The 26,287-nt window shown below is 72.8% G+C and carries 25 protein-coding genes, 1 pseudogene and 1 riboswitch; of the genes and pseudogenes, 18 read left to right on the plus strand and 8 right to left on the minus strand.

The annotated features are described in order from the left end of the window. Positions 1-98: 98 nt before the first annotated feature. Together ACFYYR_RS15500 and ACFYYR_RS15505 are read right to left on the minus strand one after the other, a co-directional pair. Positions 99-827: a glutamine amidotransferase gene (locus tag ACFYYR_RS15500; protein WP_351511364.1), complete on the minus strand. Its 729-nt coding sequence runs from the start codon at positions 825-827 to the stop codon at positions 99-101. A 27-nt stretch (positions 828-854) separates the two neighbouring features. Next, the gene (locus ACFYYR_RS15505) at positions 855-2,099 is read right to left on the minus strand and encodes a MurT ligase domain-containing protein (RefSeq protein WP_388852315.1); all 1,245 of its coding nucleotides are present in this window, start codon (positions 2,097-2,099) and stop codon (positions 855-857) included. A gap of 185 nt (positions 2,100-2,284) precedes the next feature. Here ACFYYR_RS15505 and def point away from each other — a divergent pair, with 185 nt between their 5' ends. After that, entirely contained in the window at positions 2,285-2,839 is a 555-nt protein-coding gene (gene def / locus ACFYYR_RS15510) for a peptide deformylase (RefSeq protein ID WP_388852318.1), read from the plus strand. A 72-nt stretch (positions 2,840-2,911) separates the two neighbouring features. On the opposite strand, the gene ACFYYR_RS15515 is transcribed toward def, so the two are convergent. Further along, entirely contained in the window at positions 2,912-3,556 is a 645-nt protein-coding gene (locus tag ACFYYR_RS15515) for a TetR family transcriptional regulator (protein ID WP_388852551.1), read from the minus strand. A gap of 147 nt (positions 3,557-3,703) precedes the next feature. Here ACFYYR_RS15515 and ACFYYR_RS15520 point away from each other — a divergent pair, with 147 nt between their 5' ends. Continuing rightward, positions 3,704-4,945, plus strand: coding sequence for an acyl-CoA dehydrogenase family protein (locus ACFYYR_RS15520; RefSeq protein ID WP_388852321.1), 1,242 nt, complete (start codon positions 3,704-3,706; stop codon positions 4,943-4,945). Between the two features lie 96 nt (positions 4,946-5,041). On the opposite strand, the gene ACFYYR_RS15525 is transcribed toward ACFYYR_RS15520, so the two are convergent. Together ACFYYR_RS15525 and ACFYYR_RS15530 are read right to left on the minus strand one after the other, a co-directional pair. After that, positions 5,042-5,806 (minus strand): TIGR03943 family putative permease subunit, encoded by a 765-nt coding sequence (locus tag ACFYYR_RS15525; RefSeq protein WP_388852554.1) that lies wholly within the window; start codon positions 5,804-5,806, stop codon positions 5,042-5,044. After that, complete coding sequence (locus ACFYYR_RS15530) at positions 5,803-6,714, minus strand: permease (RefSeq protein ID WP_388852557.1); 912 nt, start codon at positions 6,712-6,714, stop codon at positions 5,803-5,805. The genes ACFYYR_RS15525 and ACFYYR_RS15530 overlap by 4 nt, the downstream gene beginning before the upstream one ends. Before the next feature lie 702 nt (positions 6,715-7,416). Further along, a riboswitch (cyclic di-AMP (ydaO/yuaA leader) is annotated at positions 7,417-7,558 on the plus strand. 5 nt (positions 7,559-7,563) lie between these two features. Between ACFYYR_RS15530 and ACFYYR_RS15535 the strand changes: the two genes are divergently transcribed. Then, positions 7,564-8,781: a transglycosylase family protein gene (locus tag ACFYYR_RS15535; protein ID WP_388852324.1), complete on the plus strand. Its 1,218-nt coding sequence runs from the start codon at positions 7,564-7,566 to the stop codon at positions 8,779-8,781. A 339-nt stretch (positions 8,782-9,120) separates the two neighbouring features. Further along, on the plus strand, positions 9,121-9,477 hold the full coding sequence (locus tag ACFYYR_RS15540; protein ID WP_388852327.1) for a hypothetical protein: 357 nt from the start codon (positions 9,121-9,123) through the stop codon (positions 9,475-9,477). A gap of 31 nt (positions 9,478-9,508) precedes the next feature. Here the strand turns inward: ACFYYR_RS15540 and ACFYYR_RS15545 are convergent, their stop codons facing one another. Together ACFYYR_RS15545 and ACFYYR_RS15550 are read right to left on the minus strand one after the other, a co-directional pair. Then, on the minus strand, positions 9,509-10,288 hold the full coding sequence (locus ACFYYR_RS15545; protein WP_388852329.1) for an SDR family NAD(P)-dependent oxidoreductase: 780 nt from the start codon (positions 10,286-10,288) through the stop codon (positions 9,509-9,511). Continuing rightward, positions 10,285-10,782, minus strand: coding sequence for a cupin domain-containing protein (locus ACFYYR_RS15550; RefSeq protein WP_388852331.1), 498 nt, complete (start codon positions 10,780-10,782; stop codon positions 10,285-10,287). The genes ACFYYR_RS15545 and ACFYYR_RS15550 overlap by 4 nt, the downstream gene beginning before the upstream one ends. 334 nt (positions 10,783-11,116) lie before the next feature. Here ACFYYR_RS15550 and ACFYYR_RS15555 point away from each other — a divergent pair, with 334 nt between their 5' ends. The 9 genes and pseudogenes from ACFYYR_RS15555 to ACFYYR_RS15595 all read left to right on the plus strand — a co-directional run bounded on the left by ACFYYR_RS15555 (position 11,117) and on the right by ACFYYR_RS15595 (position 20,233). Then, a complete protein-coding gene (locus tag ACFYYR_RS15555) occupies positions 11,117-12,364 on the plus strand; it encodes a transglycosylase family protein (protein WP_388852333.1) in 1,248 nt (415 codons plus the stop codon). 143 nt (positions 12,365-12,507) lie between these two features. Further along, positions 12,508-13,593: a hydrogenase expression protein HypE gene (locus ACFYYR_RS15560; protein ID WP_388852336.1), complete on the plus strand. Its 1,086-nt coding sequence runs from the start codon at positions 12,508-12,510 to the stop codon at positions 13,591-13,593. Between the two features lie 91 nt (positions 13,594-13,684). Then, positions 13,685-15,472 carry a nickel-dependent hydrogenase large subunit gene (locus tag ACFYYR_RS15565; RefSeq protein ID WP_388852339.1) on the plus strand — a complete coding sequence of 596 codons (1,788 nt, stop codon included), beginning with the start codon at positions 13,685-13,687 and terminating at the stop codon, positions 15,470-15,472. A 39-nt stretch (positions 15,473-15,511) separates the two neighbouring features. Next, positions 15,512-16,438, plus strand: a complete 927-nt coding sequence (locus ACFYYR_RS15570) for a NifU family protein (protein WP_388852342.1) — start codon at positions 15,512-15,514, stop codon at positions 16,436-16,438. Positions 16,439-16,641: 203 nt separating this feature from the next. Continuing rightward, complete coding sequence (locus tag ACFYYR_RS15575) at positions 16,642-17,283, plus strand: DUF5947 family protein (protein WP_388852560.1); 642 nt, start codon at positions 16,642-16,644, stop codon at positions 17,281-17,283. After that, on the plus strand, positions 17,271-17,993 hold the full coding sequence (locus ACFYYR_RS15580) for a DUF6084 family protein (RefSeq protein WP_388852345.1): 723 nt from the start codon (positions 17,271-17,273) through the stop codon (positions 17,991-17,993). Before ACFYYR_RS15575 ends, ACFYYR_RS15580 begins: the two co-directional genes overlap by 13 nt. Then, positions 17,990-19,540 carry a hypothetical protein gene (locus tag ACFYYR_RS15585; RefSeq protein ID WP_388852348.1) on the plus strand — a complete coding sequence of 517 codons (1,551 nt, stop codon included), beginning with the start codon at positions 17,990-17,992 and terminating at the stop codon, positions 19,538-19,540. The genes ACFYYR_RS15580 and ACFYYR_RS15585 overlap by 4 nt, the downstream gene beginning before the upstream one ends. Then, positions 19,537-20,037, plus strand: a pseudogene (locus ACFYYR_RS15590) (hydrogenase maturation protease); the annotation flags it as partial. The gene ACFYYR_RS15585 and the pseudogene ACFYYR_RS15590, both read left to right, overlap by 4 nt. 142 nt (positions 20,038-20,179) lie before the next feature. Beyond that, positions 20,180-20,233: a DUF6893 family small protein gene (locus ACFYYR_RS15595; RefSeq protein WP_388852563.1), complete on the plus strand. Its 54-nt coding sequence runs from the start codon at positions 20,180-20,182 to the stop codon at positions 20,231-20,233. 259 nt (positions 20,234-20,492) lie between these two features. Here the strand turns inward: ACFYYR_RS15595 and ACFYYR_RS15600 are convergent, their stop codons facing one another. Then, the gene (locus ACFYYR_RS15600) at positions 20,493-20,888 is read right to left on the minus strand and encodes a helix-turn-helix transcriptional regulator (protein WP_388852351.1); all 396 of its coding nucleotides are present in this window, start codon (positions 20,886-20,888) and stop codon (positions 20,493-20,495) included. A gap of 102 nt (positions 20,889-20,990) precedes the next feature. Here ACFYYR_RS15600 and ACFYYR_RS15605 point away from each other — a divergent pair, with 102 nt between their 5' ends. Genes ACFYYR_RS15605 through hypD form a run of 5 tightly spaced genes read left to right on the plus strand, consistent with a single transcriptional unit; the run spans position 20,991 to position 26,201 of the window. Then, positions 20,991-21,473: a hydrogenase maturation nickel metallochaperone HypA gene (locus tag ACFYYR_RS15605; protein WP_388852354.1), complete on the plus strand. Its 483-nt coding sequence runs from the start codon at positions 20,991-20,993 to the stop codon at positions 21,471-21,473. After that, complete coding sequence (gene hypB, locus ACFYYR_RS15610) at positions 21,457-22,227, plus strand: hydrogenase nickel incorporation protein HypB (protein ID WP_388852357.1); 771 nt, start codon at positions 21,457-21,459, stop codon at positions 22,225-22,227. Before ACFYYR_RS15605 ends, hypB begins: the two co-directional genes overlap by 17 nt. 18 nt (positions 22,228-22,245) lie before the next feature. Next, positions 22,246-24,729 (plus strand): carbamoyltransferase HypF, encoded by a 2,484-nt coding sequence (hypF, locus tag ACFYYR_RS15615; protein ID WP_388852360.1) that lies wholly within the window; start codon positions 22,246-22,248, stop codon positions 24,727-24,729. Positions 24,730-24,738: 9 nt separating this feature from the next. Continuing rightward, positions 24,739-25,071 carry a HypC/HybG/HupF family hydrogenase formation chaperone gene (locus ACFYYR_RS15620; RefSeq protein WP_388852363.1) on the plus strand — a complete coding sequence of 111 codons (333 nt, stop codon included), beginning with the start codon at positions 24,739-24,741 and terminating at the stop codon, positions 25,069-25,071. Further along, positions 25,068-26,201, plus strand: coding sequence for a hydrogenase formation protein HypD (gene hypD / locus ACFYYR_RS15625; protein ID WP_388852366.1), 1,134 nt, complete (start codon positions 25,068-25,070; stop codon positions 26,199-26,201). The genes ACFYYR_RS15620 and hypD overlap by 4 nt, the downstream gene beginning before the upstream one ends. Positions 26,202-26,287 lie beyond the last annotated feature (86 nt).

The raw sequence follows: 26,287 nt of genomic DNA on the forward strand, positions 1-26,287 counted from the left end.
CGGACCCCGTCGTCCGGATGGATCCCCGCCACCCTACAAGCGCCGGGAGGCGGGGACACACCTGTCCGCCTGGTGGGCGGCCGGGCGGAGCCGGCCGGTCAGGCCGGCTGGGTGGCCGCGGCGATGCGCTCGGTGCGCAGCGCCTCGTACCAGCGGTCGTCGACCGGCGGCAGCGCGTTCACGTCCAGCGCGAGCTTCAGCAGCAGATCCGCGATGAGCGGGTTGCGGGCCAGCACGGGGCCGTGCATGTAGGTGCCGAAGACGGTGTCGTTGTACGCGCCCTCGAAGCCGTCGCCCGTGCCGTTGCCGTTGCCGAACCGGACCCGGGAGAGCGGCCGTGCGGTGGGGCCGAGGTGCGTGACGCCCTGGTGGTTCTCGAAGCCGGTCAGCGGCGGCAGGCCGAGCCGCTCGTCGATGTCCGCGAGTACGTCACCGACGCAGCGGGCGCCCTCGCCGCGGGTGCTCACCACGTCGAGCAGGCCGAGGCCCTGCTCCCGCTCGCCGAGGTCGTTGATGAACTCGTGCCCCAGGATCTGGTAGCCGGCGCACACCGAGAAGACGATCGCGCCGTTGGCGACCGCGCGGTTGAGCCCGCCGTCCCGGCGCAGCCGCTCGGCGGCCAGCCGCTGCGGCCGGTCCTCGCCGCCGCCGATCAGATAGATGTCACCCGAGGTGGGCAGCGGCTGGTCGGAGCGCACGTCCACACGTGCCACGTCCAGTCCGCGCTGCCGTGCCCGGCGCTCCACGACCAGGGCGTTCCCCTGGTCGCCGTAGGTGCTCAGCAGGTCCGGGTAGATCCATACCAGGCGCAGGCTGCTGTCGCTCATGCTCACAATCCTCTACGGGTCCGGGGGTCAGTTGCCGACGCGGCGGCGCAGGTCCTGGAAGGCGGTGTAGTTGGCGATCGTCTCGATCCGGCCGGGCGGGGCCAGCGAGACCGCCTCGTCGATGCTGTCGCAGACCCGGAAGTCCAGGCCCGCGACCTCCAGCCGGACCGCGAGGTCCAGCTTGCGGTCGCCGAGAACGAAGATCGGGTGGCCGGCGAGCCGGGTGTAGTCGACGTCCCACAGCCACGAGGTGTCGGTGCCGTCCGCGCCGCGCGCGTTCACCGAGAGGATCACCGGGGTCGGCGGCGGGTCGATCAGGGAGAACGTCTCCAGCCAGCCGGCCGGGTTCTTCGCCAGCAGCAGCCGCAGCTCACGGCCCTCGAATCCGACGACGTCGTACCGGCCGGCGACCGCCTGCACCTGGTACATCCGCTCCAGCGCCACCTGCGGGGGCACCCCGAAGGCGGCGGCGACGGCCGCCGAGGTGGTCGCGTTGGCCTTGTTCGCCCGGCCCGGCAGCTGGAGGTGGATCGGCCAGGCCGAGCCGTGCGGGTCGAGGACGTGGTCGCCGTTGAGCGCCCAGCTCGGGGCGGGACGGCGGAAGCCGCACTCCCCGCAGCCCCAGTCGTCGCCCGGCCGCTGCAGCACCCCGCCGCAGGACGGGCAGGACCAGGCGTCGTCCTTCCACTCCTGGCCGGCCGCGACCCAGACCACGTTCGGCGACGAGGAGGCCGCCCAGACGATCAGCGGGTCGTCGCAGTTCGCGATCACCGTGGCCTTGGTGCCGGACAGGCCCTCCCGCCACTTCTCGGCGAGCATGCGGGTCTCCGCGGCCCGGTCGAGCTGGTCACGGGAGAGGTTCAGCAGGGCGATGGCCTTCGGCGTGACGTCCCGCGCGACACCCGCGAGGTACTTCTCGTCGACCTCGATCACGCCGTACCGGGCGTCGGAGCCCCCGGCCAGCGCGGAGGTGATGCCGGCCGGCATGTTCGCGCCCAGCGCGTTGGAGACGACCGGGCCGCTGGCCCGCAGCGCCTCGGCGATCAGCCGGGTGGTGGTGGTCTTGCCGTTCGTCGCCGAGACCAGGACCACGTCCAGGTGCCCCGCCAGCCGTGCCAGCAGATCGGGGTCGAGCCTGAGCGCCACCTTGCCGCCGATCACCGACCCGCTGCCGCGGCCCGCTGCCCGCGACACCGCGGCCGCCGCCCTGCCCGCCGTCACGGCCAGTTTGGCCCGCGGCGACAGCGGATCCGAGTTGCCTTCGCCTGTCATCGTCCTTGTTCCTCCTTGCATCCGGCGCCGCGCCCGCCCCCGGTCCTCCGGTGAGTACGCCCCCTCCGCGCCGAATCCGGCCGGGAGACTTCGGTCGGAGATCAGCCTATCGAGATCCGCCCGCGGGCCCGAACCCAGCCACCCGGCCGACCTGCCGTTCAGGGGGAGGACCGTACTCTTGGGGCGTGCGACACAGTGTGATTCCCGGTAGTTCAGGACTTGTGCGGCCGATGCGTCTGCTGGGTGACCCGGTGCTCCATGCACCCTGCCGGGAGGTCACCGCGTTCGACGGGGCGCTCGGCCAGCTCATCGAGGACATGTACGCCACGATGTACGCCGCCCGCGGCGTCGGGCTGGCCGCGAACCAGATCGGGCTGCCCCTGCGGGTGTTCGTGTACGACTGCCCCGACGACGAGGACCGCCGGCACCTCGGCCATGTGGTCAATCCGCGTCTGGTCGCCGTGGACGGCGTCACCGTACGCGGCCCCGAGGGCTGTCTCTCGCTGCCGGGCATCGAGGCGGGCACGCCGCGCCTGGACCGTGCGGTCGTCGAGGGCACGGACCGCACCGGCGCGGCCGTGCGGGTGGAGGGCACCGGCTTCTTCGCCCGCTGCCTGCAGCACGAGATGGACCACCTGGACGGCGGGGTCTTCACGGACCGGCTGACCGGGCTGCGGCGGCGCCGCGCCCTGCGTGCGGCCCGGCGCGCCCCCTGGGCGGACGGAGCGGCCGCCTCCTGACCGGGAGTTCCGGCGGACGGGCCGGGAGTTCCGGTGGACCGGAGATCCGGTCCACCGTCAGGAGAGGCGGGGTCAGAAGGCGGGTCCGCCGGGGCGGTCGCCCGCCTCGGCCAGCCGCCCCCAGAGCAGGTCGGCGAGATGCCGTACCAACGTGGCGCGGGAGACCGGGCGTTCGCGCAGCCACCAGTCCCCGGCCGCGTGCATCATGCCGACGATGCCGTGGCCCCAGACCCGGGCCGCCTCGTCGTTCTCCGGGCCGAGGTCGACGCGTTCGGCGATGACCTGGGCGAGCTCCTCACCGAGCCGGCGCAGCAGGGGAGCGGAGTGCCGGCCGACGTCGAAGCCCTGGTCACCGGCCTGGATGTCGTCGGCGGGGTGCATGAGGAACCGGTAGACCTGGGGGCGGGCCTCGATCGCCACGAGATAGGTGTCCAGCGTCGCCTCCACCCGCTGGCGGCGCTCGGCCGGGGCGTCCAGCGCGGCGCGGAGCCCGTCGAGCAGGGCGTCGGTGTGCCGTACGGCCAGGGCCCGGTACAGCCCGCCCTTGTCGCCGAAGTGCCGGTAGAGGATCGGCTTGGTGATGCCCGCCTCGGCGGCGATGGCGTTCATGGACGCCCCCGGCCCGTCACGGAGCACCACCCGGTCGGCGGCCTCGAGCAGCTCCCTGCGCCGCTGGTCCGCGCTTCGCTGCTGGCCGTCCCGCTGACTGGTCTCCATCACGTGTACTCCCCGCCCGTGCGCTCTCTTCCGCGCAACGTAACACCTGCCTGCTCGGAAGGTCGGAGCGGGAGCAGGGAGTTGACAGGACTTACTGGCCGGTAACACACTGACGTTACCGCAAGTAACCGGCAGGTGGAGGGGACGATGCCCGAGTTCTCGCTCGAGCTGAACGACGACCAGAAGGCCGTCCGTGACTGGGTCCATGGATTTGCGGCGGATGTTATCCGCCCGGCCGCGGCCGAGTGGGACGAACGGGAGGAGACGCCGTGGCCGGTGATCCAGGAGGCCGCCAAGATCGGCCTGTACTCGCTGGACTTCTACGCCCAGCAGTACTTCGACCCGACCGGCCTGGGCATCCCCATGGCGATGGAGGAGCTCTTCTGGGGTGACGCCGGGATCGCGCTGTCCATCGTCGGCACCGGGCTGGCGGCGGTCGGCGTGCTGGCCAACGGCACCGAGGAGCAGGTCGGCACCTGGATCCCGCAGATGTACGGCGAACCGGACGACGTGAAGGTCGCCGCCTTCTGCTCCTCCGAGCCGGACGCGGGCTCGGACGTCGCCTCCATGCGCACCCGTGCGGTGTACGACGCGGCCAAGGACGAGTGGGTGATCAACGGCACCAAGACCTGGGCGACCAACGGCGGCATAGCCAACGTCCATGTGGTCGTGGCGGTCGTCGACCCGGAGCTCGGCTCCAAGGGGCACGCCTCGTTCATCGTCCCGCCGGACACCCCCGGGCTCTCCCAGGGGCAGAAGTTCAAGAAGCACGGCATCCGCGCCTCGCACACCGCCGAGGTCGTCCTGGAGGACGTCCGGGTCCCCGGCCACTGCCTGCTCGGCGGCAAGGAGAAGCTGGACGAGCGCCTGGCCCGGGCCCGTGAGCGGGCCCGCGAGGCCGCGCCGGCCGGTGGCGGCGAGCGGCTGCGGAACGCGGCCATGGCCACCTTCGAGGCGTCCCGCCCCGCGGTCGGGGCCATGGCCGTGGGCACCGCCCGGGCCGCCTACGAGGAGGCCCTGGAGTACGCCCGGACCCGCACCCAGTTCGGCCGGCCGATCATCGACAACCAGGGCGTCGCCTTCCAGCTCGCCGACATGCGCACCCGGATCGACGCGGCCCGGCTGCTGGTGTGGCGGGCCTCCTGGATGGCGACCACGGGCAAGGCGTTCACCTCCGCGGAGGGGTCGATGTCCAAGCTGTTCGCCAGCGAGACCGCCAAGGAGGTCACCGCCCAGGCGATCCAGATCTTCGGGGGCAACGGCTTCACCCGGGAGTACCCGGTCGAGCGGATGCACCGGGACGCCGCCATCTACACGATCTTCGAGGGGACCAGCGAGATCCAGCGCCTGGTGATCGCCCGTACGCTCTCCGGCCTTCCCATCCGCTGACGGTTCGCGGCGGGAGCCCGCTGCGGAGGCCACCGTGCCGGTGCCGGTGCCGGTGCCGGTGCCGGGCACGGTGGCCCCGGTGGCGGGGGCCGGGGTTCAGAGGCGGGGCACGGAGTCCATGTACGGGTTGGCCGGCTGCGCGATGTGCTCCACGTCGTCCGCGTCGAGGGCCGCCCGGGCCGACGGTGTGCCCGGGGTGCCGGAGGGGCGCCAGGTGCCCGTCACGCTCACCCAGGAGTCGGCCGGCGGCTCGGGCAGGCCGCGCATCTCGACCTTCACGGACCGGGAGTCCGCGGCGCAGCAGCTCAGGACGAGCCGGGTGAGGTACCAGACCCCGCCCTTGCCGGGGGTGACGAAGCCGGTCAGCCGGACCCGGCGGTCCTCCAGGCTGCGCGCCGTGTCCTGGCGGGCCCGGGCCTGGAAGTCCGACAGGGCCAGCGGCACCGGGGAGGTGCGCGGCAGCGCGGGGAAGCGCTGCTGCTCCTCGGCGGCCGGGTCGCGCTCCCGGGCGGCCGTGTAGGAGCCGAGCGCGGGCGGGGTGAAGAACAGCAGGGTGAGGGCCGGGAGGAACAGCAGCCAGGCGACCCGCGGTCCGCGGCGGTGGTCGTGGCCGTGGTCCGTGGCGTCCGCGTTCTCCTCCTCCTCGAAGTGCTCGTCGCCGCCGGTGTCCGGACCGGCGAACGGGAAGCCGTCCCGCGCCGCCCCCACCAGACCGAGCGCCACCAGCAGGACACCGGAGAGGATCAGCGGGACGCGCAGGCCCTCCTTCACGTAGCGGAGGTACATGTCGCTGAAGAGCGCGATGTGCAGGAGCCCGGCGCCCGACAGCAGGAGCAGCAGCACCTGGATGTTCCGCTTCACAGCAGCCACCAGCCGATCAGTGCGCTGCATCCGACGGCGACGAGGGCCGTGGCCGAGGAGAACCGGACGGCGAAGGCCCGGCCGAAGGTGCCCGACTGCAGCGCGATGAGCTTGAGGTCGACCATCGGCCCGACCACCATGAAGGCCAGCCGGGCCGTCGGGGAGAAGCCGGTCAGCGACGCGGCGACGAAGGCGTCCGCCTCCGAGCAGACCGCGAGGACGATCGCCAGCCCGGCGAGGAAGAGGACGGAGAGCCAGGGCGATCCGGAGAAGGCGTCCAGCACCGAACCCGGCACCACGACGTTGAAGGTCGCTGCCGCCATCGCCCCCACCACCAGGAAACCGCCCGCGTGCAGGAAGTCGTGCTGGAACCCCAGCCGGAACTCCTCCCACCGGCTGTTCCCGGCCGTGTGGCCGCCGCCCCGGGCCGGCAGGCGCAGCCATTCCGCGCGGCCCAGCCGGATCCACAGCCATCCCATGATCACCGAGGTGAGGAGCGAGGCGACGAGCCGGGCGGCCACCATGCCGGGGTTCCCGGGGAAGGCCACGGCCGTGGCGGTGAGCACCACGGGGTTCACGGCGGGGGCCGAGAGCAGGAACGTCAGGGCGGCGGCCGGGGCCACGCCGCGCCGGATCAGGCTTCCGGCCACCGGTACGGAGGCGCATTCGCACCCCGGCAGCACGACCCCGGCGGCGCCGGCGACGGGGACGGCGAGCGCCGGCTTCCTCGGGAGCAGCCTGCTGAACGCGTCGGCGGGCACAAAGGCGTTGATGGCGCCGGACAGGGCCGTGCCCAGCAGCAGGAACGGCAGGGCCTGGATCACGATGGCCACGGAGACCGTCCGCCAGGCCTGGACGCCCGGGTGGGCGAGCAGGCTTCCACCGGCCAGGACCAGCGCCGCCGCCATGGCCACCGCGACCGCGGCCGCGGCGATCAGGGGAGTCGCGGAACGGTTGCGCCCCCGGAGCAGCGCGGTCGCGCCGGAGGCGTGCCGCACCGGCGGCGAGGTGTCGATCAGCTCTTCCGCTCTCTGCACACTGACTCCGCACGTCCGCGATCAAGGACCACACGATAACCGGGGCAGAGGCCCCCGACGGGGTTGCCACCGCGGTGAGCGCGGCAGTGAATCATCCGTTTCGCCGGATATGTGCCGCTGGAGGAGCGGTTCGGGGCGCGGACGTCAGGCGGTGGGGCGTATGCTCCAAATGGTCATCAATGCCGCTTTCTATCTATAAGGCTGAATTGCATTTCAAAATTGGACATTTGGCTTCGTCGTGACCTATTTCACAGAGGTATTTCCGGGGTGTGATGTCGCACACGCGAAATGCGTGAATCCGGGCAACTCGGTTACCGCCCGCCGAACGTGAGAGTCGTTCAGTAGTAATGCGAATCGCTCTCGGATCAAGATCCGGAGCTCAGTGTGACGTCGTCCCGAGTGGATCTACCGAAAGGTGATTCCGGGGAATACTCGCCACTTGTCGGAAAGAATTCGGTGCGCTTACTTTTACCGCTGCCTGCCCATGAGAGGGCGGGCCACTCTCTGTCGGAGCGCCGAGTCCTGCCGCCGGTGGAGAGGAAACAACCAACGCACCACGGCAGGAGCGGGGGAACCAGGTAGGTGCCGGACCGCGCAACAGGCGAGGAACGGCTTGGGGTGAAGACGCGCCGCAGCGCACGACGCTGCTCAGGGCGCGGCCGGGCAACTCCAGCCCGAACCCGACAGCTCACCTCGCAGGCGTAGGAGAGGAATACCCCTATGTCTGCACGCGGACGTCACCGCCGGTACAGCCCCGGCCGTATTTCCCGAGCTTCTCTCATCGCCGCTGCCGGCGGTGCCGGAATCGCTCTTCCGCTCATCGGTGTCGGCTCGGCGCAGGCCGCCTCCGTCGACACCTGGGACAAGGTCGCGGAGTGCGAGAGCGGCGGAAACTGGAGCATCAACACCGGTAACGGCTTCTACGGCGGCCTGCAGTTCACCAACGACACCTGGCAGGCCTTCGGTGGCGGCGACTACGCCGCGCGCGCCGACCAGGCGACCAAGGACCAGCAGATCGCCATCGCCGAGAAGGTCCTCGACGGCCAGGGCCCCGGTGCCTGGCCGGTCTGCTCCGGCAAGGCCGGGCTGACCCAGGGTGGCGCCGACCCGCAGATCAGCCCGGACGGCGGGAAGGTCGCCCCCGCCGAGTCCGCCCCGAAGCCCCAGGGTGAGCAGGGCAAGCCGGCCGAGCGCAAGGCCGGGACCCGCTCGTACACCGTCGTCCGCGGCGACACCCTCTACAAGATCGCCACGACCCATGACGTCAAGGGTGGCTGGCACCGGGTCTACGAGAGCAACCGCGACGTCGTCGGCGGCGACCCGGACCTGATCCTCCCGGGCCAGAAGCTCACCCTGGGCGGCAAGGAGCAGCGCGCTCCGAAGCACGACGCCCCGAAGCGCGAGTCCGAGCGGCCCGCCCCCAAGCACGAGGCCCACCAGGCCGCCGAGCGCAAGGCCGCGCCGAAGCCCGCCGCGAAGGCCGAGCCGAAGCAGGCCGCCCCGGCCAAGGCCGCCGCGCAGAAGTCCGCCGACGGCTTCACCGCCCCGGTCGACGACCTCTCCGTGGGCACCCCGTACCACCAGTCCGGTTCCAGCTGGTCCAGCGGCTACCACACCGGCACCGACTTCCCCGTGCCCACCGGCACCAAGGTGAAGGCCATCGGTGCGGGCGAGGTCGTCTCCGCGGGCTGGGGCGGTTCCTACGGCAACCAGGTCGTCATCCGCCACGCCGACGGCAAGTACAGCCAGTACGCCCACCTGTCCTCGCTGTCCGTCTCGGCCGGCCAGTCGGTCACCGGCGGCCAGCAGATCGGCCTGTCCGGCTCGACCGGCAACTCCTCCGGCCCGCACCTCCACTTCGAGGTCCGCACCGGTCCGGACTACGGCTCGGACATCGACCCGGTCGCCTACCTGCGCGAGCACGGCGTCAGCATCTGAGCCCACGCGCCGGCCCGGCGCGTGGCACCGAGGCCCGGGGTGACCGACCGGCCTCACCCGACGGACCGAGGCGCCCGTCCCCGCGACACGGGGGCGGGCGCCTCGTCCGTGGGGGCGCCGCCTCGGCGCGGCCCGTCCGCGTCCTCGCCGTCCCCCGTCCGGCCGGGCGGGCCGAGGCCGTGACCGTGAGGGGGTCCGGGGGGCGGGGAAACGGCCCCGCCATGCGGCCGGACGGGTGATCCCGGAGGCCGATCCGCAACCGGAGGGAGAAACCGGCCGTCGGAACGGGAGACCATGATTTCCCCCTGACCGATGGGGAATTGAAGGAAGGCACCGACCATGGCCGATCCGACGGCAGTCACGATGGAGCTCCCCCCGCGGCCCGACGCCCCGGATCCGGCCCGGATCGGCGGCCATCTGACGCCGGCCGACGGGCTGCGGCTCATGCTGCACGCCGAACTCACCCGGGCCGCCGTCCCGCCGCACCCCGACGACCTGCGGGTCATCCACGATCTCGCTCAGCTGGACGGGGACGCCGTCGGAACCATCGTCCGCTGGCTCCGCCAGGCCGCCGGCAGCACCGTCACCCTGCCGCCCCGGACCGTGAGCCGCGCGGCGCGGACGGTCCCCGCGCCCGCGCAGCCCCCGGCGCCGGAGCCCGCCACCCGGGTGGACCCCCGGCTGCTCGCCTGGTGACGTACCGGGACGACCGTGTCCGGCGCGCTCCCTACCAGGGCGACCGGGCCGTCACCCCGCCGTCCACCACCAGGTCGTGGCCGGTGACCCAGTCCGCCATCGACGACGCGAGGAACACACAGGCGCGGCCGATGTCGGCCGGAGTGCCGATCCGCCCGAGCGGGGCCGCGGTCCGGTAGCGCTCCACCCCCTCGGGCCACGCCTCCTCGATGCCGGGGCGGCTGATCAGGCCGGGGGAGACCGTGTTCACGCGGATCCCGGAGGGGCCGTACTCCACCGCGGCGGCCCGGGCGTGCTGGATCAGGGCCGCCTTGGACGCGGCGTAGTGCGCGTGCCCCGGCGTGGGGGAGGACCCCTCGATCGAGGCGACATGCGTGACCGTGCCGCCCGTGCCCGCCCGCCGCATCACCTGTGCGGCCGCCCGGGTGCAGCAGAACGCGCTGGTGAGGTTGGTGTCGATCACGGCGCGCCAGTCGGCGGCGGTCATCGACGCCAGCTCCTGGACCGGCTGGACCCCGGCGTTGTTGACGAGCGCGTCCACCCGGCCGAAGTGTGCCGCCGCGGCCTCCATCAGCCGTTCGCAGGCCGTCTCGTCGCTGAGGTCGGCGGCCACCGCCCATGCCGTGCCGCCCTCGCCGGTGATCCGTTCCACCACGTTCCGGGCGCGCTCGGCACCGGTGTGGTGGTGGACGACGACCTGCGCCCCGGCCCGCGCGAACTCCCCGGCGATGCCCGCGCCCACGGTGCCCGCGGCACCCGTCACCACGGCCACCAGCCCGTCGAGCGCGGGCAGTTGCCCCTGCCCGGTCATGCGGTGCGGGACAGGGTGCGGATGAGCTCCCCGTGCAGCGGGTAGCGGGCGCTCAGCTCGTCCGCGTCCCCGCCCTCGTAGTCGACGGGGGAGAAGCCGGGCGCCATGGTGCAGCCGAGCAGCGTCCGGGCGCCCCCGGGGCGCACCCGGGCCCCCATCCAGGTGCCGCCGGGCACCACGTACTGGAGGTGAGCCCCGGCGCGGATGTCCGGGCCCAGGACCTCCACCCGGGAGTCGCCGCCGGGCTCCAGGAGCAGCAGTTCCACCGGGTCGCCGAGGTGGAAGTGCCAGACCTCGTCGCGCGGGAGCCGGTGCAGCGCGGAGAAGTGGCCCTCCTCGGCGGAGAGCAGCAGCAGGATGGCCGATCCCGCCGGGTGTCCGTCGGGCTGTTCCGGTCCGGCCCAGGTGCGGTGGAAGAGGCCGCCTTCGAGCGGCAGCGGCCGCAGGCCGTACATCCGGGCGAGCTCGCCCGTGGAAGGGAGGGGGTCCGGCATGTGCTGCCTCCGTCGGGGGTCCGGTTGCGCGGAAAGGGAGAATTCAGGCGTCCGGGGCCAGTGTTGATGATGTGTGACGCACCTCACAGTAGGCGTCATTCCGCTTCGCTCTCTGCGCCCGGACGGCCATGTTCCGGCCATTTTCAACAGCCGGACGAGTTTCTTCGCGTCAATTCTCAGGGCGCCGTCCCGGATGCAACGGGATTGCTCCCGAAGGAAAGTGACGCCCTTTCATGCGTACCACCCTATCGATCTTCAGTAATTGGCACACTCTGGTGGCCGTGAAATGCCTCCCGTCACCCCCGGCGCGCCCGCGCAGGAGAGGAACAGCTCTATGCCCGCACGTGGACGCCATCGCCGTTACCAGCCCAACCGGATCTCCCAGGCATCCCTCACCGTCACCGCCGGCGGCGCCGGCATAGCCCTGCCGCTGGTCGGTGTCTCCGGAGCCGAGGCGGCGTCCGCCGACACCTGGGAGCGGGTGGCGGCCTGCGAGAGCACCCACCAGTGGCACATCAACTCCGGCAACGGCTTCTACGGCGGCCTGCAGTTCACCCAGAGCACCTGGGAGGCGTACGGCGGCACCGCCTACGCCCCGCGGGCCGATCTCGCCACCCGGGAGCAGCAGATCGCCGTCGCCGAGAAGGTGCTCGACGGGCAGGGGCCCGGTGCCTGGCCGGTGTGCTCGGTCAAGGCGGGACTCACCCGCGGCGGCCCGGCACCCCAGGCCGCCCCGGCCCCCCGCCCGGCGCCCGGCGCGGCGAAGAGCAGCACCGGCGGTGCGCCGGCTGCGGCGAAGCGCGAGGCGTCCGGCGGGCACCGGGAGAAGCCCGGCCCACAGCGGGAGAAGGCGGACGAGCGCGCCGGGCGCGCCGACCGGACGAAGCCCGGCAACTACACCGTCGCCAGCGGTGACACCCTGTACACCATCGCCCGGGTGCAGGACGTGGACGGCGGCTGGGAGCGGGTCTACCGGGACAACCGCGAGGTGATCGGCAGCGACCCGGACCTCATCCTGCCCGGTCAGCGGCTCACCGTGGACGCCACACCGGAGCCCCGCGGCAAACCGCGGGCGGACCGGGAGGAGCCCCGCCGGCCGGCCCCGCGGAAGGCCGCACCGAAGCCGAAGCAGCAGCCCGAACCGCGGCACCGCGCCGCCGAGCCCGCCGCGGCCCGGGGCTTCACTGCGCCGGTCGGCGCCGTCACTCCCGGCACCGCCTACCGGGCCGCGGGCGGCAGCTGGTCCAAGGGCTACCACACCGGGGTCGACTTCCCCGTGCCCACCGGGACCACGGTCAAGGCCATCGGTGCTGGTGAGGTCGTCTCCGCCGGCTGGGCCGGCTCGTACGGCTACCAGGTCGTCATCCGGCACGCCGACGGCAAGTACAGCCAGTACGCCCACCTCTCCGCGCTCTCCGTCCGGACCGGCCAGCAGGTCGGCGGCGGCCAGCGGATCGCCCGTTCCGGCTCGACCGGCAACAGCACCGGACCCCATCTGCACTTCGAGATCCGCACCGGACCCGGCTTCGGTTCCGACATCAATCCCCTCGCCTACCTGCGCGGCAAGGGCGTCGGCATCTGATCCGCCGCGTGTTCCTCCTCCTGGGGCCTTCGGGTCGATAGGGGCTTCCCGCACTTACCGGCGCCCGCATGCGTGGGCTATGCCGGATAAGGAGGGCGGGCCGCATCCTGGCGCGCCCGAGGGACCCGGAGGAGGACGCGCTTATGAGCGACACGACCGTCACCTCCGCCGATGCCGGGACAGTCGACGGAGAAAAAGCGGAAGACGCCCCGATTCACATACTGTGGATCAACGCGGGCCTGAGCTGTGACGGTGATTCCGTCGCGCTGACGGCCGCCACCCAGCCGAGCATCGAGGAGATCGCTCTCGGAGCCCTGCCCGGCCTGCCCAAGGTCGCCGTCCACTGGCCGCTGATCGACTACGAGTGCGGCCCGGTCCAGGGCGCCGACACCTTCATCGAGTGGTTCTTCAAGGCCGACCGCGGCGAGCTCGAGCCCTTCGTCCTCATCATCGAGGGATCCATCCCGAACGAGGCGATCAAGCAGGAGGGCTACTGGTGCGGCTTCGGGGACAACCCCGAGACCGGCCAGCCCATGACCACCAGTGAGTGGATCGACCGGCTGGCGTCCAAGGCCCTGGCCGTCGTCGCCCTCGGCACCTGCGCGACCTACGGCGGCATCCACGCGATGGAGGGCAACCCGACCGGCGCCATGGGCGTGCCCGACTACCTCGGCTGGGACTGGAAGTCCTCGGCGGGCATTCCGATCGTCTGCGTCCCCGGCTGTCCCGTCCACCCGGACAACGCCTCCGAGACCCTCACCTACCTGCTCTACCAGGCCGCCGGCTCGGCACCGATGATCCCGCTGGACGCGGAGCTGCGGCCGACCTGGCTGTTCGGCGCCACCGTGCACGAGGGCTGCGACCGGGCGGGCTACTACGAGCAGGGCCAGTTCGCCCACGAGTACGACTCGCCGCAGTGCCTGGTCAAGCTCGGCTGCTGGGGCCCGGTCGTCAAGTGCAACGTCCCCAAGCGCGGCTGGATCAACGGCATCGGCGGCTGCCCGAACGTCGGCGGCATCTGCATCGCCTGCACCATGCCGGGCTTCCCCGACAAGTTCATGCCCTTCATGGACGAACCGCCGGGCGGCACGGTCTCCAGCGCGGCGAGCGGAGCGTACGGCGCCGTCATCCGGAGGCTGCGCAACATCACCGCCAGGACGGTCGACAAGGAACCGAAGTGGCGGCGCAAGGGAGACCGGATCCTCACCGGATACCGCCCGCCGTGGTGATCCCCGCGCGCGGACCAGGGGCCGCAGACCGACGCGGTCCGACACCGACGGCCGACGGCCCGACCGGCGGCTGAGGAAGGTGGCCGAAGCCATGGCACCGAAGACGAAGAAAGCGGCGGACGGCAGCGGCCTGCTCGAGATGTCGTGGGACCCGATCACACGCATCGTCGGCAGCCTCGGTATTCATGCCAAGGTCGACTTCAAGCAGAAGCGGGTGGCGGAGTGCTACAGCACCTCGTCCGTCTTCCGCGGCTACAGCGTCTTCATGAAGGGCAAGGACCCTCGGGACGCGCACTTCATCACCAGCCGCATCTGCGGCATCTGCGGCGACAACCACGCCACCTGCTCGGTCTACACCCAGAACATGGCCTACGGGGTGGCACCGCCGCACCTCGGTGAGTGGATCATCAACCTCGGCGAGGCCGCCGAGTACATGTTCGACCACAACATCTTCCAGGAGAACCTGGTCGGGGTCGACTACTGCGAAAAGATGGTCCGGGAGACCAACCCGGGCGTGCTCGAACAGGCCGAGCGCACCGAGGCCCCGCACGCCGCCGAGCACGGCTACCGCACCATCGCCGACATCATGCGCTCGCTGAACCCCCTGGAGGGCGAGTTCTACCGCGAGGCACTCCAGGTCAGCCGGATGACCCGGGAGATGTTCTGTCTGATGGAGGGCCGGCACGTGCACCCGTCGACGCTCTACCCCGGCGGCGTCGGCACGGTCGCGACCATCCAGCTGTTCACCGACTACCTGACCCGCCTCATGCGGTACGTGGAGTTCATGAAGCGGGTCGTACCGCTCCACGACGACCTGTTCGACTTCTTCTACGAGGCCCTGCCCGGGTACGAGGAAGTCGGCCGCCGCCGGGTGCTGCTGAACTGCTGGGGCGCCCTCAACGACCCCGAGTACTGCGACTTCACCTACCGCAACATGAGCGAGTGGGGCCGCCGGATGTTCGTCACCCCCGGCATCATCGTGGACGGCGAACTCGTCACCAACGACCTGGTGGACATCAACCTCGGCATCCGCATCCTGCTGGGCTCCTCCTACTACGAGGACTGGGCGGGCCAGGAGAAGTTCGTCGAGCGCGACCCGCTGGGCAACCCCGTCGACATCCGCCACCCGTGGAACCAGCAGACCATCCCGGTGCCCCAGAAGCGCGACTTCGACGGCAACTACAGCTGGGTCATGTCACCGCGCTGGTTCAACGGCACCGACCACCTCGCCCTGGACACCGGCGGCGGCCCCCTCGCCCGCCTGTGGTCCACGGCGCTCAACGGGCTGGTCGACATCGGCGGCTACGTCCAGGCCACCGGGCACAGCGTGAAGATCAACCTGCCGCGGACCATGACCAGGCCGGAGACCACCTTCGAGTGGAAGATCCCGCGCTGGAGCAACGCCATCGAGCGCAACCGCGCCCGCACCTACTTCCAGGCCTACACGGCGGCCGCCGCCCTGCACTTCGTCGAGCAGGCCATGGCCGAGGTCAGGTCCGGCCACACCCAGACCTGGGAGAGCTTCGAGGTGCCCGACGAGTCGATCGGCGTCGGCTTCACCGAGGCGGTGCGCGGCGTGCTGTCGCACCACATGGTGATCCGGGACGGGAAGATCGCGAACTACCACCCCTACCCGCCGACCCCGTGGAACGCCAGCGTCCGCGACACCTACGGCACCCCCGGCCCCTACGAGGACGCCGTGCAGAACACCCCCATCTTCGAAGAGAACCCCGTGGAGAACTTCAAGGGCATCGACATCATGCGCGCGGTGCGCAGCTTCGACCCCTGCCTGCCCTGCGGGGTGCACATGTACCTCGGCGACGGCAGGACCCTCCGGCAGACCCACGCGCCCAGCGGCCTGAGCGGACTGGCCGGCTGAACCGGGGCGCTCCGGCCGGCGACCGGCAGGAGGTGCGGCATGAGTGCGGCAGCGAAGGAACAGGAGCAGGCCGGCCGGCGGATCGAGGAACTCCTCGAGGCCCTCGACCGGACGGCCGGCCCGGAGGCGCGCGACACCGCCGACGAACTCGTCCGTGCGCTCGTGGAGTTCTACGGACAGGGCCTCTCCCGGATCGTGGAGCTGCTGGAGTCGGCGGACCCGGGCACACCCCCCGTCGACGTCCTCACCCGTGACGAACTCGTCTGCGGGCTGCTGGTCCTGCACGATCTGCACCCCGACGACACCATGACCCGGGTGGAGGGCGCACTCGACGAGGTGCGCCCCTACCTGGGCTCCCACGCCGGGGATGTGGAGATCACCGGACTCGATCCCGGCACCGGGATCCTGCGGCTGCGGCTGCGCGGCAGCTGCGACGGCTGCCCGTCCTCGGCCCAGACCGTCCGCTGGACGATCGAGGGGGCGGTGGCCCGGGCCGCTCCGGAGGTCGCCGGCGTGGAGGTCGAGGGCGTCGAGGAGCAGCAGCCGGGCGAGCCCGCCCTGCTCCAGATCGGGTCCCGGCCCCCGGACCCCGCCGGGCCGCCGCCTCCCGCCGCGGCGGTCCCCGCCGACCGCGGAGGCGAGGCCGACTGGCTCACCCTGGACGGTCTCCCGCGCCTCGCCGTCGGCGGAAGCACCGTGCACCGGGCCGCCGGCGTGCCGCTGTTCCTCGTCCGGCTCGCCTCCGGCCTCTACGCCTACCGCGACCACTGCCCGGTGTGCGCCGGAACCGTCCACGACGGCGTTCTGGACGGCGAACGGCTGCGCTGCGCCCAGTGCGCCGCGGAGTACGACATCCACCGGGCGGGCCGCGGCAGCCAGGGGCACCTGGAGCCGGTCCCCCTGCTGGAGGAGGGCGACGGGGTCCGGGTCGCGCTGCCCGGTGTGCCGGCCGGAGCGGGATCATGACGGCCCGACCGGTCCCGGGCACCGCGCGCCGGGCGGCTGACTCCGGGCCGCCGAGGGACGGCACCGCGCAGGCGCCGGGCAGCCCCGCGCCCCCGGTGCGCGGGACCACACGGTCGCGGAGTGACACCGCACGTCCGCCGGGCAGTGCCGCGGGCCCGACGACCGGGAATCCGCCGCGCAGTCCTGCCGCAGCGGTCCCCGGCCTGCGCCGCTTCACCCAACGGCCCGAACCGGACCAGGAGCGCTGCGAACTGTGCAACGAACCCCTGGCCGAGGAGCACCGGCACCTCGTCGACACCCAGCGGCGCGCGCTGAAGTGCTGCTGCACCGCCTGCCACCTGCTGTTCACCCGCCCCGGAGCCGGAGGCGGACGGTTCCGTGCCGTTCCCGACCGCTATCTTGCCGACCCGGGGTTCACCCTGGACGACGCCGACTGGAACCAGTTGCAGATCCCCGTCGGCCTCGCGTTCTTCTTCCGCAACTCCGAACTCGACCGGCTCGTCGCCTTCTACCCCAGCCCCGCGGGTGCCACCGAGAGCGAACTCGACCCGGAGACCTGGCGGGCCGTGCTCGGCGACAGCCGGCTCGCCGCCGTGCTCCGGCCCGATGTCGAAGCCCTGCTGGTCCACCGCGATCCGGGCGGGCCGGGGGAGTGCCACCTGGTGCCCGTGGACGTCTGCTACGAGCTGGTGGGACGCATGCGGCTGCACTGGCAGGGGTTCGACGGCGGCGCCGAGGCCCGCGCCGACCTGGCCGACTTCTTCGAGCGGGTGCGCGACCGAGCGCGGCCGTACGACGCGGCGGACCGGCCGGCCGACGAAGGGGGCGGCTCATGGCCGACCTGACCTTCACCTGCACCGACGTCCGCCCCGAGCCGTACGGGGCCGGCCCGACGCTGCTGTTCCGGCTCCGCATCGAGGAGACCACGGGCCTGCGGGTGCACGCCATCGCCCTCCGCTGCCAGATGCGTATCGAGCCGGTGCGCCGCCGCTACGAACCGGGTGAGGCGGAGCTGCTCGGCGATCTCTTCGGCGAACCCGGGCGCTGGGGCACCACGCTCAAGCCGCTGCAGTTCGCCCACGCCTCCCTCACCGTCCCCGGGTTCACCGGCACGACGGAGACGGACCTGCCCGTGGCCTGCACCTACGACATGGAAGTGGCGTCCGCCAAGTACTTCCGGGCGCTGGCCGGCGGAGAGGCACCGCTGCTGCTGCTCTTCTCGGGCACCGTGTTCAGCGGCGACCAGGGATTCCGGGCCGAGCCGATCCCGTGGCACAAGGAGACCCAGTTCCGGCTGCCCGTCCGGGTGTGGCAGCAGATGATCGAACAGTACTTCCCGAACTCCGGATGGCTGCGGCTGCGCCGGGACTGCCTGGACGCCCTGCAGCAGTACCGCTCCGCCCGCGCGCTGCCGTCCTGGGAACGCGTCGTCGAGGAGCTGCTGAGCAGCGCACCGGGAGCGTCCGCACCGGGAGCGTCCGGAGCGGGACCGTCCGGAGCGGGACCCGCCCAGGTCGGCGGCCCGGACCAGGCCGGAGGGGGGTGGGCGCCATGACCACCGACGCCACCACGGAGGCCGTCACCCGGGTGACCGAGGGGTTCACCGCCGCCCGCACCGTGGCCGACGCCGTGCTGTTCGAGGGCTATGTCCTCTACCCCTACCGGGCCTCGGCCGGGAAGAACCGGATGCGCTGGCAGTTCGGGGTGCTCGTGCCCCCGGGCTGGGGCGAGGCCGCGGGGGAGCACTCCGGACAGCGCACCGACTGCCTGTTCGAACCGAAGTCCGCCGAGCGGCTCCTGGTGGAACTCCGCTTCCTCCGGGTGCGCCGCCGCACGGTCGAACGCCTCGGCGCCGACGGCCGGACCTTCACCGGTGTGCCGGAGCTGGAACTGCCCGACCGGGTCGTCGTTCCCTGGGACGAGGGCGTGACCGTGGAGATCGCCTGTTCCGTGCCGCTTGCCGAACTGGCCGGCGGCGGTCGCACCGAGACCTTCCACCGGCCCGGTTCCGTCGGACACGAACCGGTCCGGGACGACCGCGGACGGACCCTCGGCCGCATGGTGCGCGAGCTGCGGGAACTGCACGGCGAGATCCGGCTCGTCACCGAACCCGTCCCCGGCCCCTACGGCGCGCTGCGGCTGATCGCGGAGGTGCGCAACACCGCGCCGTGGACCCCCGGCGGGGACGCCGGCCGGGACGCCGCGCTGCCGCACAGCGCGGTCGCCGCCCATCTGCTGCTCGGGCTGCCCGGCGGGCGGTTCCTGTCGATGGCGGATCCGCCCGAGTGGGCCCGTCCGGCCGCCGAGTCCTGCCGCAACGAGCACACCTGGCCGGTACCGGCCGGGGCCGGCGGCCGCGACGACGTCCTGCTGTCCTCCCCGATCATCCTGGAGGACCACCCCCGGATCGCCGAGGAGAGCCCCGGCGCCCTGTACGACGCGACCGAGATCGACGAGATCCTCTCACTGCGCACCGCGGCCCTCACCGACCGGGAGAAGCGCGAGGCACGCGGTACGGACGACCGGGCCGCGGACGTCATCGACCTGGTGGACGGCATGCCGGCCGCGGTGCTGGAGCGGCTGCACGGCGCGGTCCGGGGGCTGCACGAGGTCACCGACGAGGGCGGGGGCACCGGCCCTCGGAGCCGTGACGAGGACACCGACGGGGGGCGCCGCTCCCACGGGAGCACCGACGCGGGCACGGGTCCCGCCGGGACACCCCGTCCGTCGTCCCCGCCCGGCCTGCCGACCGGGCCCGGACTGCCCTGGTGGGACCCCGGGAACGACCCCGGCGCCGACCCCGCCCGGGACGCCGTCATGGTGTCCGGCCGGGCGGTCCGGGCGGGCAGCCGGGTGCTGCTGCACCCGGGGCTGCGGCACACCGACGCGCAGGACATGTTCCTCAGCGGCCGGTCCGCGACGGTCGAGGCGGTGCTGGGCGACGTCGACGGCGAAGTCCACATCGCGGTGGTGGTGGACGGCGACCCCGGCGCCGACGTACGCCGGGACCAGGGACGTTTCCTCTACTTCAAGACCGACGAGGTCGAGCCGCTGGACGACCCGCCGCCCGGTGCGGCGGACGGCCCCGGGGAGCGGCCATGACCACGGCCCCGCGCCCCACGGCTGCTCGCCCCACGGACGGGCGCACCCTGATCGCCGGGGTGGGCAATGTCTTCCTGAGCGACGACGGCTTCGGTGTCGAGACCGTCCGCCGGCTCACCGGCCGGCCACTGCCCGCCGGAGCCGACCTGATGGATGTCGGCATCCGGGGCGTCCATCTGGCGTACCGGCTGCTCGACGGCTACTCCCGGCTGGTGCTGGTGGACGCCGCACCGCACGGCGCCGAGCCGGGCACCGTCTCCCTGATCGACGCCACCGCCCAGACGCTGGCCCCGGCACCGGACACTGGTGCCCCGGGCGGTCTCGACGGCCACGGCATGGACCCCGCCACCGTGCTCGCCCTCGTACGGGAACTGAGCGCCGGGGCCGGGGGATCGGTGCCCGGACAGGTCCTGGTGGTGGCCTGCGAACCGCAGTGCACCGACGAGGGCATCGGACTCAGCGAACCGGTGGAGGCCGCCGTCGACCACGCGGCCGCCCTGGTCCTGGAGGTTGCCGGACGGCCGTACGCCGGCACCGGTGACGAGGTATCCCGCCCCACCTCCCACGAAGGAGACCGGCATGGAACGGATATGGATGGGCGCCGCGGCCGCCGCGACGGCACTGGGCGCGGCCTACGTGATGGCGAGGACCCTGCCGGACCTCCGGCGCTACCTGCGGATCCGCAGGATGTGACGCGGTGACGACGGCTGCCCGCCCGCCTTCGGTCACGCCGCCTACGGTGCGTGACCGGGGACCGGTGCGGGGTTCGGAACAGGCCCTAGGGCGTGTTTCGAAAGTCCCGCCTGGCCGGAGGTGTCCGGCACGCACGCTCGCCGCGTTGTCGGTCGTCGGCGCAGCCCGCTGCGCTCTCCTCCCTCCGCCTTGCGATCGCACGCACCGGACACCTCCGGCCCCGCCCTTCGGGCGGACGACGCTACTTTCGAAACACGCCCTAGGGCCGTGTAGCCCGGCGGCCGGTCCCCGGGACACCCGTGCCCCGGGCCGGGACGGCCGTGGGCAGCTGGGCGTACCGCTCCAGGAAGACATGGAGGGTCTCGTGCAGTTCACCGAGCCGCAGGAACCAGAGCGCCAGCTCCATGGCGCCCTGCGGAGTGATCTCGTACCGGCGCCGGGCCGGACCGGTCTCCGAGGCACGCCACGAGGAGGCGAGCATGCCGTCCTTCTCCATGCCGCGCAGCACCCGGTAGACACCGGCCGAGTCGCAGTCCGACCAGCCGAACGCCCGCAGCCGCTGCAGCAGCTCGTAGCCGTGGTCCGGCCGCTCGGCCAGCAGCAGAAGAAGGACGGGGACGATCAGCCCGCGCCGCTCCGAGCCGTGAACGGTCATGGTTCAGATCTCCTGCCGGGAAGGTCACACCGCTGCGGAGGGAGCTCCTCCGTCCACGGTAGTGATCCGCCCCGGGACCGGCGAGCGGGGAGGTGACGGAGCGTGCATGAGCTGTCGATCGCCCTGGCCGTCGTCGCACAGGTCGAGGAGGCCGCCCGCGCCCACGGCGCCCGGCGCGTCGGCTCGCTGCGCGTCCGGATCGGCGAGCTCTCGGGCGTGGTGCCCGACGCCCTGGCCTTCTCCTTCGACCTCGCCGCCGACGGCACCCTGCTGGAGGGCGCGGACCTGATCACGGAGACGGTCCCGGCCCGGGCCCGGTGCCCGATATGCGAGCGGGAGACCGAGGTCGGCGTGCCCCCTGCCCTGTGGTGCCCGGCCTGCGGCGAACCGCTGACGGAACTGCTCACCGGACGCGAACTGGACATCGGGGACGTCGTGTTCCACGACCTCGACGACACCGGTGACCTCGGTGACACCGGCGCCGACGCGCCGACCGGCGCACCCGCAACCGGCGCATCCCACGCGGCCGGCACCGAGCCCGACGACGGCACCCCCGAGGAGGCAGCCCATGTGCCGCACCGTTGACCTGCACCAGGCCGTACTCGCCCGCAACGACGAGCAGGCCGTGGACCTGCGCCGGCACCTGGCGGACCGGGGCATCGCCGAGGTGAACCTGCTCTCCAGCCCGGGCAGCGGCAAGACCGCCCTGCTGGAACTGCTCCTCGCCGGAGCCGTCCGCCGGGACGTCCCCGCGGCCGCCGTCACCGCGGACCTGGCCACCGAGAACGACGCCCAGCGGCTGGCCGCCGCGGGCGCGCCGGTCAAGCAGGTGCTCACGGACGGCCTCTGCCACCTGGAGGCCGGCATGCTCCGCCACCACCTGGACGGCTGGCTACCGGACGGCACCCGGCTGCTGTTCGTCGAGAACGTCGGCAACCTCGTCTGCCCCGCCTCCTACGACCTCGGCGAGACCCTGCGGATCGTCCTCGGGTCCGTCACCGAGGGCGAGGACAAGCCGCTCAAGTACCCCACGGCCTTCGGGCTCGCCAACCTCGTGGTCATCACCAAGACCGACATCGCCGAGGCCGTCGACTTCGACGGGGCGGCGTTCCACCGCCACGTCCAGCAGGTCAACCCCGGTGTGCCGGTCCTGCCGACCTCCGCCCGGACCGCGACGGGGGCCGACGCCCTGCTCGACGCCGTTCTCGCCGCCGCGGACGGCGCCCCGGTGCACCAGCCGCCGCTCGCACGGACGCATCAGCAGCACATGCACCGGCACGACCACGGCGCGCACGATGGACACGAGGACCACCACCATCCGGCGGGCCTGCCCGGCTAGCCGCGACCGGAGGACTTCATGACGCGTCCGATCGCCCCATCCGCCCCCGTCGGCGACGCGCGGCTCCGCGAGCGCCGCAGGGTCGCCGTGCGCGGAGTGGTCCAGGGCGTGGGCTTCCGTCCCTTCGTGTACGCGCTCGCCGGTGAACTCGGCCTCAGCGGCTATGTCACCAACACCCCGGAGGGCGTGCTGACCGAGGTGGAGGGGTTCCCCGCGGACGTGGCCGCGTTCTGCACCCGGGTCGCCACCCAGGCACCGCCGCTCGCGGTCGTCGAGTCCGTCACCCACGAGGTGGTGCCCGGCCGGGGCGGCACCGGCTTCGCCATCCACACCTCCGAGGACGGCGCCGGCCGCACCCTGGTCTCCCCGGACGTGGCCACCTGCGCCGACTGCCTCCGCGAACTCATGGACCCGGCGGACCGGCGGTACCGGCACCCCTTCATCACCTGCACCCACTGCGGGCCGCGGTTCACCGTCGTCACCGGACTGCCCTACGACCGGGCGCGGACGACAATGGCCCGCTTCCCGATGTGCGCCGACTGCGCCCGGGAGTACGAGGATCCGGCCGACCGCCGCTTCCACGCGCAGCCCGTCGCCTGCAACGCCTGCGGCCCCCGGCTGCGGCTCGTCCGCGGCCGGTCCGGCACCGGTCGAACGGCGGTCGCCGGCCCGGACGGGGCCCACGGCGCGGAGCGCACCGGAGAGCGGGACGTCACCGCCGAGGACGGCCTCACCGGGGAGGCCGCCCTCGCCGAGGCCCGCCGGCTGCTCGCCTCCGGTGCCGTCGTCGCCGTCAAGGGCCTCGGCGGCTACCACCTGGCCTGCGACGCGGGCGACCCGGAGGCCGTCGCGACGCTGCGCCGCCGGAAGAACCGCGGGGACAAGCCGTTCGCCGTGATGACCCGCTCCCTGACGACCGTCGAACAGCTCGCCCACGCCGGCCCCGCCGAACGGGACCTGCTCGCCGGCCGCCGCAGGCCGGTCGTCCTGCTCCGCCGCCGCACCGCCGCCGCCGGGGCACCGGCCGTCGCCGACGCCGTCGCACCCGGCAGCCCCGACCTGGGCTTCCTGCTGCCCTACACCCCGCTGCACCAGCTGCTGCTGGGACTGCCGGGTGATCCCGAAGGGCCCCCGGTCCTGGTCATGACCAGCGGTAACCGGTCCGGCGAGCCCATCGTCACCGACGACGCCGAGGCGCTGACCCGGCTCGACGGGCTGGCCGACGCCTGGCTCACCCACGACCGCCCCATCCACGTCCCGTGCGACGACTCGGTGGTGCGGGTGTGCGGCGGCGAGGAGCTCCCGGTGCGCCGCTCCCGCGGCTACGCCCCGTTCCCCGTCGCCCTGCCGGTGCCCGTCGAACCCGTCCTCGCGGTGGGCGGCGACCTGAAGAACACCTTCTGCGTCGCCGACGGGCGGTACGCCTGGCTGTCCGCGCACGTCGGCGACATGGACGACCTGTCGACCCTGCACGCGTTCGAAGCGGCCACCGGCCATCTGCGGGCGCTCACCTCGGTCACCCCGGTGGTGACCGTCGCCGACCGGCACCCCGGCTACCGGTCCGCCCAGTGGGCCGGGCGCACCGCCGCCGGCCGCCCGCTGCGCCGGGTGCAGCACCACCACGCCCATGTCGCCTCCACGATGGCCGAGCACGGCCTGGACGGATCCGCCCCGGTGATCGGCGTCGCCTTCGACGGCACCGGCTACGGCGACGACGCCGCCGTCTGGGGCGGCGAGGTGCTACTGGCGGACTACGACGGGTTCGAGCGCTTCGCCCACCTCGCGTACGTCCCGCTGCCGGGCGGCGACGCGGCCGTCCGCAACCCGTACCGCATGGCGCTGTCCCATCTGCGGGCCGCCGGCCTGCCGTGGGACGAGGACCTCCCCTGCACGGCGGCCTGCCGCCCCGGCGAACTCCGCCTGCTCGGCCGGCAGCTGGACCGCAACCTCAACTGCGTCCCCACTTCCAGCATGGGCCGGCTGTTCGACGCGGTCTCCTCGCTGGCCGGCGTCCGGCACCGGGTCGACTACGAGGCGCAGGCCGCCATGGAACTGGAGAACGCGGCGCTGGAGTGGACCGCGGACTGCGGCCCCGGCTACCGGTTCGCCGTCCGGGACGGCACCGGCGGCCCGCTGCTCGCCGACCCCGCCCCGGTGCTCGCCGCCGTGGTCCGGGACCTGCGCTCCGGCGTCGGCCCGGGAAAGGTCGCCGCCCGGTTCCACCTCGCCGTGGCCGGCCTGGTCGGCGAGATCTGCGCGGCGGCCCGGGAGGCGACCGGCCTGGACACGGTGGCCCTCACCGGCGGGGTGTTCTGCAACGCCGTGCTCACCACGGCGTGCGCCGAGCGGCTCGGCGCCGACGGATTCACTGTCCTGCGGCACCGCAAGGTGCCTCCCAACGACGGCGGCCTGGCCCTGGGACAGGTGATGGTCGCCGCCCGAACCGCGTCCGGGCCCCCGGCGGAGCAACCGCGACCGACCGGTCCGTGGGCCACGAGCTGAGGAGGAGCGATGTGTCTGGCTGTTCCCGGCCGAGTGCTGGAGATCGAGGAGCGTGACGGAACACGGATGGCCCGCGTCGATTTCGGCGGTGTGGTCAAGGACGTCTGTCTGGAGTACGTGCCCGACATGCGGATCGGTGACTACGCCATCGTGCATGTCGGCTTCGCCCTCCAGCGGCTGGACGAGGAGTCCGCCCGGCAGACGCTGGAACTGTTCGAACACCTCGGCGTCCTCGACGAGGAGTTCGGAGACGCCTGGGGCCGCGCCGCCAAGGAGGCGGGCGCCAGCAGACCGGCCGGCACCGGCCCCGGCAACGACCCGTCGAAGGAGGCACCGTCATGAAGTACCTCGACGAATTCAGCGACCCCGTTCTGGCCAAGCGCCTCTTCGACGACATCCGGGCCACCGTCACCCAGCCCTGGTCGCTGATGGAAGTGTGCGGCGGGCAGACCCACTCGATCATCCGGCACGGCATCGACCAGCTCCTCCCCGACGGGATCTCGCTGATCCACGGCCCCGGATGCCCGGTCTGCGTGACCCCGCTGGACGTCATCGACAAGGCCCTGGAGATCGCCTCCCGGCCGGACGTCGTGTTCTGCTCCTTCGGCGACATGCTCCGGGTGCCGGGCAGCAAGCGCGACCTCTTCCAGGTGAAGAGCGAGGGCGGCGACGTACGCGTCGTCTACTCGCCGCTGGACGCGCTGAAGATCGCGCGGGACAACCCGGACCGGCAGGTCGTCTTCTTCGGCATCGGCTTCGAGACCACCGCGCCCCCCAACGCGATGACCGTGTACCAGGCGAAGAAGCTCGGCATCGAGAACTTCAGCCTGCTCGTCTCCCACGTACGGGTGCCCCCGGCGATCGACGCCATCATGAACGCGCCCGACTGCCGGGTGCAGGCGTTCCTCGCCGCCGGCCACGTGTGCACGGTGATGGGCATCCGGGAGTACCCCGAACTCGCGGAGCGGCACGAAGTGCCGATCGTGGTCACCGGCTTCGAGCCGCTCGACATCCTCGAGGGCATCCGCCGGGCCGTGCACCAACTGGAGGCGGGCGAGCACACGGTGGAGAACGCCTACCCCCGCGCCGTCCAGCCGGACGGCAGCCCCGCGGCCCGGGCGATGCTCGACGACGTCTTCGAGATCACCGACCGCGCCTGGCGGGGCATCGGCACCATCCCCGCCAGCGGCTGGCGGCTGTCGGAGAAGTACCGGGAGTACGACGCCGAGCACCGGTTCGCGGTCACCGGCATCGACACCCGGGAGTCCACGGTCTGCCGCAGCGGCGAGGTCCTCCAGGGGCTGATCAAGCCGCACGAGTGCGCCGCGTTCGGCAAGGAGTGCACCCCGCGCAACCCGCTCGGCGCCACCATGGTCTCCAGCGAGGGTGCCTGCGCCGCGTACTACCTCTACCGCAGGCTGTCCGAGCCGCCTGCGTCCGATGCGACGGAGGAGGCGACTTCCGTTGGGTGATTCGGCCGACCGGCACGTGGTGCAACTGACCGATGCCATCGCCCCGGTGGACGCCGCGCCGGGTGCCGGGGACGCTCCCGACTTCT

The sequence above is a fragment of the Streptomyces sp. NPDC001922 genome, from assembly GCF_042891165.1.
Taxonomy (GTDB): Bacteria; Actinomycetota; Actinomycetes; order Streptomycetales; family Streptomycetaceae; genus Streptomyces.

Bases quoted from the DNA above. Each gene is read 5' to 3' on its own strand.
- ACFYYR_RS15620 (WP_388852363.1), top strand. From the start codon at position 24,739: ATGTGTCTGGCTGTTCCCGGCCGAGTGCTGGAGATCGAGGAGCGTGAC.
- ACFYYR_RS15555 (WP_388852333.1), top strand. From the start codon at position 11,117: ATGCCCGCACGTGGACGCCATCGCCGTTACCAGCCCAACCGGATCTCC.
- ACFYYR_RS15600 (WP_388852351.1), bottom strand. From the start codon at position 20,888: ATGACCGTTCACGGCTCGGAGCGGCGCGGGCTGATCGTCCCCGTCCTT.
- ACFYYR_RS15545 (WP_388852329.1), bottom strand. From the start codon at position 10,288: ATGACCGGGCAGGGGCAACTGCCCGCGCTCGACGGGCTGGTGGCCGTG.
- ACFYYR_RS15540 (WP_388852327.1), top strand. From the start codon at position 9,121: ATGGCCGATCCGACGGCAGTCACGATGGAGCTCCCCCCGCGGCCCGAC.
- ACFYYR_RS15530 (WP_388852557.1), bottom strand. From the start codon at position 6,714: ATGGCGGCGGCGCTGGTCCTGGCCGGTGGAAGCCTGCTCGCCCACCCG.
- hypB (WP_388852357.1), top strand. From the start codon at position 21,457: ATGTGCCGCACCGTTGACCTGCACCAGGCCGTACTCGCCCGCAACGAC.
- ACFYYR_RS15515 (WP_388852551.1), bottom strand. From the start codon at position 3,556: ATGGAGACCAGTCAGCGGGACGGCCAGCAGCGAAGCGCGGACCAGCGG.
- ACFYYR_RS15570 (WP_388852342.1), top strand. From the start codon at position 15,512: ATGAGTGCGGCAGCGAAGGAACAGGAGCAGGCCGGCCGGCGGATCGAG.
- ACFYYR_RS15505 (WP_388852315.1), bottom strand. From the start codon at position 2,099: ATGACAGGCGAAGGCAACTCGGATCCGCTGTCGCCGCGGGCCAAACTG.
- hypD (WP_388852366.1), top strand. From the start codon at position 25,068: ATGAAGTACCTCGACGAATTCAGCGACCCCGTTCTGGCCAAGCGCCTC.
- ACFYYR_RS15500 (WP_351511364.1), bottom strand. From the start codon at position 827: ATGAGCGACAGCAGCCTGCGCCTGGTATGGATCTACCCGGACCTGCTG.
- ACFYYR_RS15565 (WP_388852339.1), top strand. From the start codon at position 13,685: ATGGCACCGAAGACGAAGAAAGCGGCGGACGGCAGCGGCCTGCTCGAG.
- ACFYYR_RS15560 (WP_388852336.1), top strand. From the start codon at position 12,508: ATGAGCGACACGACCGTCACCTCCGCCGATGCCGGGACAGTCGACGGA.
- hypF (WP_388852360.1), top strand. From the start codon at position 22,246: ATGACGCGTCCGATCGCCCCATCCGCCCCCGTCGGCGACGCGCGGCTC.
- ACFYYR_RS15585 (WP_388852348.1), top strand. From the start codon at position 17,990: ATGACCACCGACGCCACCACGGAGGCCGTCACCCGGGTGACCGAGGGG.
- ACFYYR_RS15580 (WP_388852345.1), top strand. From the start codon at position 17,271: ATGGCCGACCTGACCTTCACCTGCACCGACGTCCGCCCCGAGCCGTAC.
- ACFYYR_RS15535 (WP_388852324.1), top strand. From the start codon at position 7,564: ATGTCTGCACGCGGACGTCACCGCCGGTACAGCCCCGGCCGTATTTCC.
- ACFYYR_RS15520 (WP_388852321.1), top strand. From the start codon at position 3,704: ATGCCCGAGTTCTCGCTCGAGCTGAACGACGACCAGAAGGCCGTCCGT.
- ACFYYR_RS15550 (WP_388852331.1), bottom strand. From the start codon at position 10,782: ATGCCGGACCCCCTCCCTTCCACGGGCGAGCTCGCCCGGATGTACGGC.